At 69.5% G+C, this 12,466-nt stretch carries 13 protein-coding genes; 6 read left to right on the top strand and 7 right to left on the bottom strand.

Going from position 1 to position 12,466, the window contains the following annotated elements; genetic code table 11:
• Window positions 1-34 precede the first annotated feature (34 nt).
• On the top strand, window positions 35-745 hold the full coding sequence (aqpZ, locus tag DX914_RS01340) for an aquaporin Z (protein WP_115857283.1): 711 nt from the start codon (window positions 35-37) through the stop codon (window positions 743-745).
• A 57-nt stretch (window positions 746-802) separates the two neighbouring features.
• Here the strand turns inward: aqpZ and DX914_RS01335 are convergent, their stop codons facing one another.
• On the bottom strand, window positions 803-1,258 hold the full coding sequence (locus DX914_RS01335; protein ID WP_115857282.1) for an Rrf2 family transcriptional regulator: 456 nt from the start codon (window positions 1,256-1,258) through the stop codon (window positions 803-805).
• Between the two features lie 156 nt (window positions 1,259-1,414).
• On the opposite strand from DX914_RS01335, the gene DX914_RS01330 reads away from it, so the two are divergent.
• Window positions 1,415-2,311, top strand: coding sequence for an NAD(P)/FAD-dependent oxidoreductase (locus DX914_RS01330; RefSeq protein WP_115857281.1), 897 nt, complete (start codon window positions 1,415-1,417; stop codon window positions 2,309-2,311).
• Between the two features lie 287 nt (window positions 2,312-2,598).
• On the opposite strand, the gene DX914_RS01325 is transcribed toward DX914_RS01330, so the two are convergent.
• Window positions 2,599-3,465, bottom strand: coding sequence for a pirin family protein (locus DX914_RS01325; protein WP_115857280.1), 867 nt, complete (start codon window positions 3,463-3,465; stop codon window positions 2,599-2,601).
• Window positions 3,466-3,721: 256 nt separating this feature from the next.
• Between DX914_RS01325 and DX914_RS01320 the strand changes: the two genes are divergently transcribed.
• Window positions 3,722-4,333, top strand: coding sequence for a LysE family translocator (locus DX914_RS01320; protein ID WP_115857279.1), 612 nt, complete (start codon window positions 3,722-3,724; stop codon window positions 4,331-4,333).
• A gap of 65 nt (window positions 4,334-4,398) precedes the next feature.
• Here the strand turns inward: DX914_RS01320 and DX914_RS01315 are convergent, their stop codons facing one another.
• Window positions 4,399-5,352 carry an alpha/beta fold hydrolase gene (locus tag DX914_RS01315; protein ID WP_115857278.1) on the bottom strand — a complete coding sequence of 318 codons (954 nt, stop codon included), beginning with the start codon at window positions 5,350-5,352 and terminating at the stop codon, window positions 4,399-4,401.
• Between the two features lie 125 nt (window positions 5,353-5,477).
• Here DX914_RS01315 and DX914_RS01310 point away from each other — a divergent pair, with 125 nt between their 5' ends.
• On the top strand, window positions 5,478-6,308 hold the full coding sequence (locus tag DX914_RS01310; RefSeq protein ID WP_115857277.1) for an AraC family transcriptional regulator: 831 nt from the start codon (window positions 5,478-5,480) through the stop codon (window positions 6,306-6,308).
• Between the two features lie 48 nt (window positions 6,309-6,356).
• Here DX914_RS01310 and DX914_RS01305 read toward each other — a convergent pair whose 3' ends face one another.
• From DX914_RS01305 to DX914_RS01290, 4 genes are read right to left on the bottom strand one after another with little or no spacing between them, the layout of a single operon-like run.
• Window positions 6,357-6,950 carry a class I SAM-dependent methyltransferase gene (locus DX914_RS01305; RefSeq protein WP_115859085.1) on the bottom strand — a complete coding sequence of 198 codons (594 nt, stop codon included), beginning with the start codon at window positions 6,948-6,950 and terminating at the stop codon, window positions 6,357-6,359.
• 8 nt (window positions 6,951-6,958) lie between these two features.
• The gene (rlmKL, locus tag DX914_RS01300; protein WP_115857276.1) at window positions 6,959-9,109 is read right to left on the bottom strand and encodes a bifunctional 23S rRNA (guanine(2069)-N(7))-methyltransferase RlmK/23S rRNA (guanine(2445)-N(2))-methyltransferase RlmL; all 2,151 of its coding nucleotides are present in this window, start codon (window positions 9,107-9,109) and stop codon (window positions 6,959-6,961) included.
• 37 nt (window positions 9,110-9,146) lie between these two features.
• Window positions 9,147-9,677, bottom strand: a complete 531-nt coding sequence (locus DX914_RS01295) for an alpha/beta family hydrolase (RefSeq protein WP_115857275.1) — start codon at window positions 9,675-9,677, stop codon at window positions 9,147-9,149.
• A 48-nt stretch (window positions 9,678-9,725) separates the two neighbouring features.
• On the bottom strand, window positions 9,726-10,226 hold the full coding sequence (locus tag DX914_RS01290; protein ID WP_115857274.1) for an MOSC domain-containing protein: 501 nt from the start codon (window positions 10,224-10,226) through the stop codon (window positions 9,726-9,728).
• Window positions 10,227-10,267: 41 nt separating this feature from the next.
• Here DX914_RS01290 and DX914_RS01285 point away from each other — a divergent pair, with 41 nt between their 5' ends.
• Both DX914_RS01285 and DX914_RS01280 read left to right on the top strand, forming a co-directional pair.
• Window positions 10,268-10,828, top strand: coding sequence for an N-acetylmuramoyl-L-alanine amidase (locus tag DX914_RS01285; RefSeq protein WP_115857273.1), 561 nt, complete (start codon window positions 10,268-10,270; stop codon window positions 10,826-10,828).
• Window positions 10,829-10,975: 147 nt separating this feature from the next.
• Window positions 10,976-12,409, top strand: coding sequence for a TolB family protein (locus DX914_RS01280; protein WP_115857272.1), 1,434 nt, complete (start codon window positions 10,976-10,978; stop codon window positions 12,407-12,409).
• Window positions 12,410-12,466 lie beyond the last annotated feature (57 nt).

Below are 12,466 nucleotides of genomic sequence, written 5' to 3'. Positions count from 1 at the left end.
CCCGAAGTTCGATCCGTCATCCAGGAGGAAGATCATGATCAAGCGACTCGGCGCCGAATTCATCGGCACGTTCTGGCTGGTACTCGGCGGTTGCGGCAGCGCGGTATTGGCGGCCAATTTCGGCGGCGTGGGCAATCCGCTGGGCATCGGCCTGCTCGGCGTGTCGCTGGCCTTCGGCCTGACCGTGCTGACCGGCGCCTACGCGCTGGGCCATATCTCCGGCGGCCACTTCAATCCGGCGGTGAGCTTCGGCCTGTGGGCCGGCGGGCGCTTCGCCGGCAAGGACCTGCTGCCCTACATCGTGGCCCAGGTGCTGGGCGCGATCTTCGCCGGCTTCGTGCTGTGGCAGATCGCCTCGGGCAATCCGGAATTCTCGGTCGACCCCAACGCCGCCGGCGCCTTCGCCAGCAACGGTTACGGCGCGCATTCGCCCGGCGGTTACTCGGTGGCCGCGGCGTTCCTGTGCGAAGTGGTGATGACGGCGATGTTCCTGGTCATCATCCTGGGCGCCACCCACCCGCGCGCGCCGGCCGGCTTCGCGCCCATCGCCATCGGCCTGGGCCTGACCCTGATCCACCTGATCAGCATCCCGGTCACCAACACCTCGGTGAACCCGGCGCGCTCCACCGGCGTGGGCCTGTTCGCCGGTTCGCAGGCGATCTCGCAGCTGTGGCTGTTCTGGCTGGCGCCGATCCTGGGCGGGCTGCTCGGCGGCGTGATCTACCGCTGGTTCGGCAAGGACTGAGCGCGACGCCAGTCGTTCACCACGGGCCGCGTCCGCGAGGGCGCGGCCCGTTGCGCTTCAGCGCTCCCAGCGTGGCTTGAAGCCAGGGTGCTGGGCCATGCGCGCTTCGTAATCGCGGGCGATGCCGTCCAGCTTGGTCGCGGCGAAACGCGCCAGCAAACGCTCGCGCGCCTCGTCCAGCGCGCCGCGCAGCGCGGCATTGACGCCCTGCTCGACCAGGCAGCGCGCGTGGTCGTCGGACAGGCCCAGCGCGAACACCGGCGGCTCGCCGATGGCACGGTACACGTCGAGCAGGCTGATGCCGTCCAGCGGCTGGGCCAGGGTCCAACCGCCGCCGTGCCCCCTCACCGAGCGCACATAGCCCTGCTCGCGCAATCCGGCCATGGTCCGCCGCACCACCACCGCGTTGGTGCTGAGGATGCCGGCGATGAATTCGGAGGTCACCGGCTCGGGATGCTGGGCCATGTGGATCAGCACATGCAGCATGCGCGAAAGCCGGTTGTCGTTGCGCATCGCGCGGTCCTGCTCGGGGTTCGGGGCGATCTTAACAGCGCGGCCGTATTACGTAACAAATATAGTTGCATGAACGCGCCGGGCGGTGCTAAAACGTAACTTCAGTTGATACGTGAAGCGGCGCAGCCGCGCCGCAGCCCTCACCCAGGAGCGTTTATGGACTACCAAGTCATCGTGGTCGGTGGCAGCTACGCCGGCCTGGCCGCGGCCATGCCGCTGGCGCGCGCGCGCCGGCGCGTGGCCGTGATCGACGCGGGCCGCCCGCGCAACCGCTACGCCGGCCATTCGCACGGCTTCTTCGGCATGGACGGCTGGGCGCCGCAGGACATGCTGGACCAGGCGGTGCTGCAGCTGTCGGCCTACCCCACCGTCGACTTCATCGCCGCCGAAGCGGTGCAGGCGCAGCGCGACGGCAACGGCTTCGCGCTAACCCTGTCCGACGGCCGCCGCCTGAGCGCGCAGCGGCTGGTGCTGGCCACCGGCGTGCGCGACGAACTGCCGCCGATTCCCGGCCTGCGCGAACGCTGGGGCCGCAGCGTGGTGCATTGCCCCTATTGCCATGGCTACGAATTCGAACAGCGGCCGCTGGGCGTGCTAGCCGTGAAGGCCACGTCGATGCATCAGGCCTTGCTCGTCCCCGATTGGGGGCCGACCACCTACTTCACCCAGGGGCAATTCGAACCCACTGCGGAAGAAGCTGCGCAACTGGCCGCGCGCGGCGTGCGTATCGAACCCAGCCCCGTGGTGGAGGTGTTGGGCGAAGGCGATGCGCTGTCGGCGGTGCGCCTGCAAGACGGGCGCGAAGTGGAATTGGCCGGCCTGTTCGTGGCGCCGACGATCCATCCCAGCAGTGCCCTGGCCGAGCAGCTGGGCTGCGAGTACGACGACGGCCCCTGGGGGCCCCTGCTGCGCGTGGACGACACCAAGCGCAGCAGCGTCCCTGGCGTGTTCGCGGCGGGCGACGCGAGCATGGCGATGGCCAGCGTGGCGACGGCGGTGGCGGCGGGCATGCTGGCGGGCGTCTCCGCGCATCGTTCCTTGTTCATGGATTGAGCCGCGCGATCGCAAGGCTCGACCTCCCCAGCCCCAGCCCCAGCCCGTCATTCCGGCGTAAGCCGGAACCCATTTGGCTTTCCGTACTTACGACAAGCAAGATCAAAATGGGTTCCGGCTTACGCCGGAATGACGGTGAACGGAGGATGCCGCGCACGCCGTAAGGACGAGATCGGGCGTTGCGATTTGCGCCGCAGCGACGATGAATCCTGGTGCTGCCATCCTCCGAACCGCAACGCCGTGAGCTGCGACTGTCGCAGCCCACGGCGGTCGTTACGATGCAGCCCTCAGAACTTGCCTTCCTGGAAATCGACGAAGGCCTGCATCACTTCCTGCTTGGTGTTCATCACGAACGGGCCGTAACGCGCCACCGGCTCGCGCAGCGGCTGGCCGGCGACCAGGATGGCGCGCGCGCCCTGCGCGCCGGCGGCGAGCTTGACCACGTTGCCCGTGGTCAGCACCGCCAGTTCCTGCGCATTCACCGCGCGGGCGTCCTCGCCCTGGCCGATGCTGGCCGCGCCCTCGAACACATAGACGAACGCGCTATGGCCTTCGGGCAATTCGTATTCCCAAGCGGCGCCGGCATCCAGGCCGATGTCCAGGTACACCGGCTGCGTCGCCGGCTGCACGATCGGGCCCACGGTGTCGCCGACGCGGCCGGCGATCAGCTTCACCGTCACACCCGCGGCTGGCTGCAGCTGCGGAATGCGCTCGGGCGCGAACTCCTGGTAACGCGGATCGGTCATCTTCTCGCGCGCCGGCAGGTTCACCCACAACTGGAAGCCGCGCATGCGGCCCTCCTGCTGCTCGGGCATTTCCGAATGCACCAGGCCGCGGCCGGCGGTCATCCATTGCACGCTGCCGGGCACCAGCACGCCTTCGTTGCCGTGGTTGTCCTTGTGGCGCATGCGGCCGTCGAGCATGTAGGTCACCGTCTCGAAGCCGCGGTGCGGATGCTCGGGGAAGCCGGCGATGTAGTCCTCGGCGCGGTCGGTGCCGAATTCGTCCAGCAGCAGGAACGGATCCAGATCGGGCAGCTGCTGGCCGCCGATCACCCGGGTCAGACGCACGCCGGCGCCGTCCGAAGTGGCCTGGCCCTGCAGCTTGCGGCCGACGCGGGCGTAGCGGGTGGTGTCTAGGGTGGCGGTGGCCATGGCTCTCTCCTGTGTGGTTCGCCCTGCGGCGTTGGGCACAGAATGACACCGCATGGGCAGAACGAAACCACCATGCGCGGGAACATCATTTACAAATATAGAACAATAGAACCGATACCAACCCTATCGTTCCAAGGGTCTTAGTCGGGCATGGGCCGTCAAATCGGCTTCGATCGTTGGCATTAAATTCCAATAAACGGATAGATCAGGAAACATTCGCAAGCCGATTGCGCGCGATCCGCCCTAGCATGCCGGCATGGACACCCCTCGCCTGCTGCTGTTCGCCGCCACCGTACTGCCGCTGATCTGCACCCCCGGTCCGGACATGCTGTTCATCGCCTCGCAGGCGCTGGGCGGCCGCGCCGGCGCCGGCCTGCGTGCGACCGCGGGCGTCTGCGCCGGCTACGTCTTGCACTCGCTGCTGGTGACGCTGGGCCTGGCCGCGCTGCTGGCCGCCTCGCCGCTGCTGTTCGCCGCGCTGCGCTGGGCTGGCGTGCTCTACCTGGCCTGGCTGGCGCTGCGTCTGATCCGCTCGGCCTTGCGACCGGGCGCCGCCAATCCGACGCAGCAAGCAAGCCCGGCACCGTTCCGCCGCGGCTTCCTCACCGCCGCGCTCAATCCCAAGGGCATGACCGTCTACTTCGCGATCCTGCCGCAGTTCATGCACGGCCACGACACAGCGGCGATGCAGGCACTGTTGTTGTCGGCGGTGTTCATCGCCCTGTGCGCGTTGGTGTACACGGTGTTGAGTCTGGTGCTGGCCTGGGGCGGACGCGGCCGTGCCTACAGCGACCGCCGACGGCGCTGCGTCGAAGGCGTGTCCGGCGGACTGGTGGCCATGGCCGCAGGCACGCTGGCGGCGAGTTGAGCGAACGGCGCGCAAAAAAAACCGGCGCCCGTGGGCGCCGGCCTTGGTATCGCCAGTACTCTCGCTTACTTGCGCAGGAACGCCAGCAGGTCGCGGTTGACGCGGTCCTTGTGCGTGTCGGTCAGGCCATGCGGCGCGCCCGGATACACGATCAGCTGCGCGTTCTTGATCAGTGCGGCCGAAGCCTTGCCCGATGCGTCGATCGGCACGATCTGGTCGTCGTCGCCGTGGATCACCAGCACCGGCACGTCGATGCGCTTGAGGTCCTCGCGGAAATCGGTGGCCGAGAACGCGGCGATGGAGTCGTAGGTGTTCTTGTGCCCGGCCTGCATGCCCTGCACCCAGAACGACTGGATCAGGCCCTGCGAAGGCTTGGCGCCGGCGCGGTTGTAGCCGTAGAACGGGCCCGAGGCGATGTCCAGATACAACTGCGAGCGGTTCTCCAGCGAGGCCTTGCGCAGGCCGTCGAACACCTCGATCGGCAGGCCGCCGGGGTTGTCGGCGGTCTTGAGCATCAACGGCGGCACCGCGCTGACCAGCACCGCCTTCTTCACCCGCGAGGTGCCGTGGCGGCCGATGTAGCGCGCCACTTCGCCGCCGCCGGTGGAGAAGCCGACCAGGGTCACGTCCTTCAGATCCAGCGCTTCGATCACCGCGGCCAGGTCGTCGGCGTAGTGGTCCATGTCGTTGCCGTCCCAGGGCTGGCTGGAGCGGCCGTGGCCGCGGCGGTCGTGGGCGACCACGCGGTAGCCCTGCTCGGCCAGGAACAGCATCTGCGACTCCCAGCTGTCCGAGCTCAGCGGCCAGCCGTGGCTGAAGGTGACGACCGGGCCGTTCTTCGGGCCCCAGTCCTTGTAATACAGGCGCACGCCATCGCGGGTGGTGACGTAGCCGGCGCTGGTTTCGATGGCGCTGGCGGCGGACGGGGCGGCGGCGGTGGCGGGCGCAGCCAGGGCCTGCGGGGCGGCGGAGGCGGCCAGCAGGGCCAGGGCGAGGGAGGTGCGGTGCAGAGCGTTCATGGCGGGACTCCTGTTCGGGGTGAGAGGCGGTGATGTCGCGTTGCCTGTCGGCAGGACGTACTTTGCGCGCCCGACTGATACCATTGGATGCGTACAGTCCTGAAAACATTGCCAGGAGTATCGAAATGGCCGACCGCCTCGAGGCCCTGTTCGAACGCTTTTCGGTCCGTGCCCAGGTATTTCAGGCCGGCGTGCTGTGCGGCATCAACGACCTGGCACCGGACGGCGACAGCGGCCAGCTGCATCTGATCCAACGCGGCCCGGTGGCCGTGTACCACGGCGACGGCGCGACCCCGGCGCTGCAGGTCGAACAGCCCAGCCTGCTGCTGTACCCGCGGCCGCTGCCGCACCGCTTCGTCAGCGACCCCCACACCGGCGCGCAGCTGACCTGCGCGCACCTGCGCTTCGACGGCGGCAGCGCGCACCCCATCGCCGCCGCCCTGCCCGACTACGCCTGCCTGCCGCTGGAGCAGGTGCCGGCGCTGCAGGGCACGCTCGCGCTGCTGTTCGAGGAAGCCTTCGACCAGCGCTGCGGGCGCCGCGCCCTGCTCGACCGCTTGTTCGAAGTGGTGCTGATCCAGGTGCTGCGGCACCTGATGGACCATGGCCAGACCCAGGCCGGCATGCTCGCCGGCCTGGGCCATCCGCGCCTGCGCCTGGCCCTGGTGGCCATGCACGAAGCGCCGGCGCGCGAGTGGACGCTGGACGCGCTGGCGGCCACCGCCGGCATGTCGCGCAGCGTGTTCGCCAACAGCTTCCGCGAGGCGGTGGGCAGCACGCCCGGCGCCTACCTGCAGCAGTGGCGCGTGGCGTTGGCGCAGCGCGCGCTGCGCCAGGGGCGGCCGCTCAAGCGCGTGGCCGAGGATGTGGGCTACGGCAGCGAGTCGACGCTGTCGCGCGCGTTCAAGGCGCAGTTGGGGGTGTCGCCGCGGGAGTGGAAGCAGGGTCTGGCCTGAAGCGAACCCCGAAAGGCCGCAGCGCGCGTCTCTTCGATGCTGCGTCGGCTACGCCGCGGCTTCGCGCGTGTACACGTACACCGTCGCCGGCGGCACGTTGCGCAGCACGAATTCGCCGCGGCGCACGTGCAGGCGCAGTTCGCGCATGACCGTGTCGGCCACCGGCGCGGCCGGGCCGTAGGTGAACTGCACGAAGGACCCGCCCGGGCGCAGGCATTCGAACGCGGCCGCCAGCAGGCTGCGCTGCAGCGGCGGCGGCATGGTCAGCAGGCCCAGGCCCGAGACCACCGCATCGGCCGGGCCCGCGTCCAGATAGCCGTTGGCGCGCGCCAGCGCCGGCAGCGAGCGCGCATCGCCCAGCAACACCTGCGCCTGCGGAAAGCGCCGGTGCAGGTGGGCGTGCAGTTCCTCGTTGAGCTCCAGCACCAGCAGGTCGCGGTCGGCGATGCCGGCGTCTAGCAGGGCGCGGGTGATCGCGCCGGTGCCGCCGCCCAGTTCGATGATCCGGCGCGCGTCGTCGGGCAACTCGGCGATCATCGCCGCCGCCAGCTCCGGGCCGGAAGGCGCCACCGCCGCGGTGCGCAGCGGGTTCTTCAGCCATTGGCGGAAGAAGGTCCAGGCGCCGGGCTTGCGGGGCTGCATGGCGTCGCTCACCGGGGCTGCAGCCGCCAGCAGCGATGGATGCGCGCATCGCGGGCGAAATCGGGCGGAATGGTCTCGGCGCTGATCTCCTGGCAGTCGGCGAACGCGGCCACGGCTTCGTCGTCCAGGCGGAAACGGCGGAAATTGTTGGAGAAATACAGCACGCCGTTGTCGGCCAGCCGCGCCACCGCCGCGCGCAGCAGGCGCACGTGCTCGCGCTGGATGTCGAAGTCGTCGGCGCGCGCCGAGTTGGAGAACGTGGGCGGGTCGCAGAAGATCAGGTCGTAGCGGCCGCGGTCGGCTTCCAGCCAGGCCACCGCATCGGCCTGGACCAGGCGGTGCTCGGCGCCGCCGATGCCGTTCTCGCGCAGGTTGTCCGAACACCACTGCAGGTAGGTCGCCGACAGGTCCACCGTGGTGGTCTGCGCCGCGCCGCCCACCGCCGCGTGCACGGTGGCCGCGCCGGTGTAGGCGAACAGGTTGAGGAAGCGGCGGCCGCGCGCCTCTTCGGCGATGCGCAGGCGCAGCGGACGGTGGTCCAGGAACAGGCCGGTGTCGAGGTAGTCGTGCAGGTTCACGCGCAGGCGCGCGGCGCCTTCGCGCACCACCAGGACTTCGCCGCGACGGTCGAAGCGGCCGTACTTGCTGCCGCCCTTGCCGCGCGCGCGGGTCTTCAGGGCGATGCGCTCGCGCGGCACCGCGAAGGCCTCGCGCGCGGCCGCCAGCAGTTCGTTCAAACGCCGGCGCTGGTCGGCTTCGGGGATCGATGCCGGCGCCGCGTATTCCTGCACATGCAGCCAGAGTTCCGCAGGCTCGCTCGCGGTTTCGTACACGTCGATGGCAGCCGCGTATTCGGGCAGGTCGGCGTCGTAGGCGCGGTAGCAGCTGACGCCTTCGCGCTGGCGCCAGCGCTTGAGCTTGTGCAGGTTCTTGCGCAGGCGGTTGGCCACCATCTGCGCGCCCTCGGACAGCGCGACCGGCTCAGCCTCGGTCTGCGCGCGCGTCGGCGGCGCGACCGGATCGCAGACGATCAGGCTGCACTCGATGGCGCCGTTGAACACCTGATATTTCTTCTGCGCGCGCAGGCCGGTGGCCTGGGCCAGATCGGCGTCGCCGCAGAGCAGGCTGGCGCGCCACTGCGGCACCAAGCGCTTGAGGCTGTTGCCCAGCGCGCGGTACAGCGCCGGATCGGCGGCCAGGCGCGCGTCGTAAGGCGGATTGCAGACCGCCACGCCGTTCGCGGGCAGCGCGTCCGCGGGCCATTGCAGTTGTTCGACCGCGGCGGCCTGCCACTGGATCACGCCGGCCAGGCCGGCCATGACTTCGTTGTCGCGCGCCGCGCGGATAGCGTGCGGGTCCAGATCGCTGCCGTAGAACACCGGGCGCAGCGCGGCGCGGCCGGCGTCTTCGCGCGCGCGCGCCTGCTCGCACAGCGTGCGCCAGAGCGCGGCGTCGAAACCGCGCCAGCGCGTCGGCGGCAAGCCCTCGTGGCGCAGCAGGCCGGGCGCGACGTCGGCGGCCATCAGCGCGCCTTCGATCAGCAAGGTGCCGCTGCCGCACATCGGGTCCAGCAACGCGCCACCCTCGGCGTAGACCGCGGGCCAGCCGCCGCGCAGCAGCACCGCCGCGGCCAGGTTCTCCTTCAGCGGCGCCTCGCCCTGCTTCTGCCGCCAGCCGCGCCGGTGCAGCGAGCCGCCGCCCAGGTCGATGGAAACGATCGCGCGGTTCTTGCGCACCACCAGGTTCAAACGCACGTCGGGCGCGTCCACGTCCACGTCCGGGCGCGCGCCGGTGCGCGCGCGCAGGGTGTCGACCACCGCATCCTTGACCCGCTGCGCGGCGTAGCGCGCGTGGGTGATCGCGGTGCCGGACACGTGCGCGTCCACGGCGATGGTGTCGTTGGCGGTGAGGTGCTCGGTCCAGTCGATCGCGGCCACGCCGGCGTAGAGCGCGTTCTCGTTGGGGCAGTCGAATTCGGCGATCGGCCACAGCACACGGCTGGCCAGGCGCGACCACAGCACCGCGCGCTGCGCATCGATCAGTTCGCCCTCGGCGTTGGCGCCGGCCAGCGCCGCAGTGGCGCGCGCGCAGCCCAGCGCGACCAACTCGTCGGCGAGCAGGTATTCCAGGCCCTTGCCGCAGCTGACGTAGAACTTCATCGCGCCGCTCCGTTGCAGGCGTTACGGACGGCGGCCGTCACAGGCGCACCAGCAATTCGGCGAAGGCCTCGGCGCTGGCCTCGACATGCGCGGACAGGCGATGACCGTCGTCGACCATCAGCAGGCGCGCGCGGCGCGGCTGCGCCCAGCCGACCACGTCCTGCGCCGGGATCAGTTCGTCGTCCCAGCCGTGGACGATGGCGGTGGGCACCTGCGCCGCCTGCAAACGCGGCGCAGGACCCATCTGCACCGGCGGCGCCATCAGGAACAAACCGGCCACCGGCACCTGCAACGAGACCAGGCCCGAGATATAGGCGCCCAGGCTGGAACCGGCCAGCACCAACGGCCCGCGCTGCGCGGCGGCCTGGGCCAGCGCCAGCAGGCGCTGCATGCGCTGCGGCACGTCGCCCAGTTCGCTGACCTCGCGGCGCGCATCCAGGTCGGTGTAATCCGGCCGCTCGTGGCTCCAGCCCAGGCGCTGCGCGGCCTGCGCCAGCGCCGCGACCTTGGTCGCGTCGGGGCCGCTTTCGAAGCCATGGGAAAGAATGCAGTGTCCGCGCGTGCTCATGCGTGTCCGGTAATTGCGAAGGAAGGCGCGCCGCTGCGGCGCGCGCGTTCAATCCGGCAGCACCACCAGCGCATCCAGGCGCCGGATCGTGCCGCTTTCGAGAATGCGTGCGCACAGGCCGCCGTGGCCGCGCATCGCGTTGTAACCGCCGGGACCGAGAGCGTCTTCCATGCGCGAGCAGGGGTCGCATTCCTCGGTGCCTTCCAGCAGCGCATCGCCCAAACGGAAGCGGCGGCCCTTGAGCGCGACCAGCGGCAGCCCGGAGACCACCACGTTGCGGCGCAGGGTGGCCGGCGCGACCTGGGCGTGGCCGCTGAGGGCGGCGATCGCCGGCAGGTGCTCGGCCTGGATCAGGGTTACCCCGCGCTTGCCGCTGCCGCCGGCGTAGCGGTCGCCGACCAGCCCCAGCCCGGCCTGGGCCAGCACGTGCTCGACTTCCTGCATCGGCACATCGCGCTTGGGGCGCAGGCCGATCCACTCCACCCGCCCGGGGCGCGGCAGCGTGGCCATCAGGCGGCCTAGCGCGGAGTCGGCGGGGGGCAGGGTCATGACGGGCTCCGGTACAGGGGCGAATGTTAGCATCCGGCCCCATGCCGCCCCCGCCCGACCTGCGCCTGGACCCCTTGCCTTACGAGGCCCTGCTGCAGCCGCGCGCGGCCGCAGACGTCGATCTGGTGGTGGTGCATTGCACCGAACTGCCGGACCTGGCGACCGCGCGCGAGTACGGCGAGCGCGTGCTCTACCCGGGCTCAGGCACCGGCAACAGCGGCCACTACTACATCGACCGCGACGGCGGCACCCACCGCTACGTGGACCCGCTGCGCGTGGCCCACCACACCCGCGGCTACAATCCGCGCTCGGTCGGCATCGAACTGGTCAACACCGGCCGCTACCCGCATTGGCTGGACTCGCGCCACCAGGCCATGGACGAGGACTACACGCCGGCGCAGATCCAGGCCCTGGTCGCGCTGCTGGCGCGTCTGCGGGAGGAATTGCCGGCGCTGCGCTGGATCGCCGGCCACGAGGACCTGGACACCACCCGGGTCGAGGCCAGCGACGATCCCGGGGTGCAGGTGCAGCGCAAGCTCGACCCGGGCCCGCGCTTCCCGTGGGCGCAGGTGCTGGCGGCGTGCGGGCTGCAGCGCCTGTGAGGCCAGCGCGGCCGGACTTGCGCATCGCCGCGACGCATATTTAGACTGAACTAGTACAGCTAGTACAGCTGTACATATGCAACGTCGCGGCCGCATGACCGCCGCCGCGCGCCGCCCCTTCCCGCTACAGAACACGGACGCTCTTCTATGTCGCTCAAAACCCTGCTCGCCGCCGCGGTGGCGATCGCTTTGCCGTCGCTGGCCCTGGCCCAAACCGGCACGCTGCGCTTGGTCAGCCACGCCTACAACAACAATCAGCTCGCCGCTCACGGCGCAGATCCGGTCATCAGCGCAAACGGCCGCTTCGTCGCGTTCCGCTCCACCGCAACCAATCTGGTCGGCCACGACGGCGCCCTCGAACCCGACACCAATAACCTTCCCGATGTTTTCGTCTACGACCTTGTGGAAGGCACCGCCGCACGCGTCAGCTTGACCAGCAGCGGCGCTGAGGCCAACGGCATCATCGAAGGGCGCCCGGCCATCAGCGGCGATGGTCGCTATGTGGCGTTCGCTACCCGGGCGCCCAACCTGGTGAATACGGGGCTCAGCTCCCCGGCGCCGGCCAACCACAACCAGATCGTGATGGTCGACCGCTTGACCAACAGCGTCACCCTGATCACCCGCACGCCCAACCGCACCCAAGCCGGCGACGGCACCAGTTCGAACCCGACGTTCAGCGCCGACGGGCGTTGGCTGAGCTTCGACTCCACCGCCAGGAACTTGGTGACCGACCCCAATCTGGGGATCCAGAACGTGTTCCGCTACAGAGTCGTCGGCGAGATCGGCGGCCAAAAGGGCAATGGGATCAGCTTGGCCAGTCGCGACTTTCAGGGCAATCCCCCGCTAGGCGACGGCGGCAGTTTCCCGGAGCTGAACGCCGATGGCAGTCGAATCGTGTTCCACGCAGGGTCTACCAGGATGATCGATCCACCGACGTTGTGGTCGGCCGCCCATGCCTACTCGCGCGACTTGGGGACGACAACCCCCGTTCAAGCCGCCAACCTCTTGCTCGACCGCGATAACGTCAGCGGCGACGTCGCCGTCTCCAGCGCGAACTACATCACTTCGATCAGCGGCAGCGGCCGCTTCAGCGCGTTCTCCACCGAGGCCAAGAACATCTGGCCGAACATGGAACCTGCCGTGTCGACGCCCTCCGAAGAATCTCCCCAAGTGGAACGCCGCAGGCATCTCTTCCTCCATGACTTGCACTCCAAGAGGATCAGCATCGTCAGTCTGTATCCGAACGGGCAAACCGGCCGGGTCGCCACGCACTATCCGGCATTGAGTCAAAATGACGGCTGGCTGGCCTTTGTCGCCCATCAATGGCCGTTGCCTTTGCAGCCCTCCGATCCGCCCGTCGGTGTCTACCGTCGAAATCTGTCGACCGGCGCCGATGAATGGTTGAATCAGCCCCTGGTCCCGCGCTCCATCAATGCCGACGACAGCGGCCGCCCCTCGATCAGCGGCGATGGACAGCGAGTGGTGTTCCATAGCGCCTACGGCGACCTGGTCGCCAATACCGTGCCGGTCAACGCAACCATGGTGTACTTGTCCGATTCCAGCGTGGTACAGCCGGACTAAGCACTGTGCTGAGGCTGTCGGAGAGCCTCCGGCGGCCAGTACTCGATGCCTGAAGCA

The organism is Lysobacter silvisoli (assembly GCF_003382365.1).
In the GTDB taxonomy this organism is placed as follows: domain Bacteria; phylum Pseudomonadota; class Gammaproteobacteria; order Xanthomonadales; family Xanthomonadaceae; genus Lysobacter; species Lysobacter silvisoli.
This window is presented reverse-complemented; position numbering and strand designations above follow the sequence as displayed.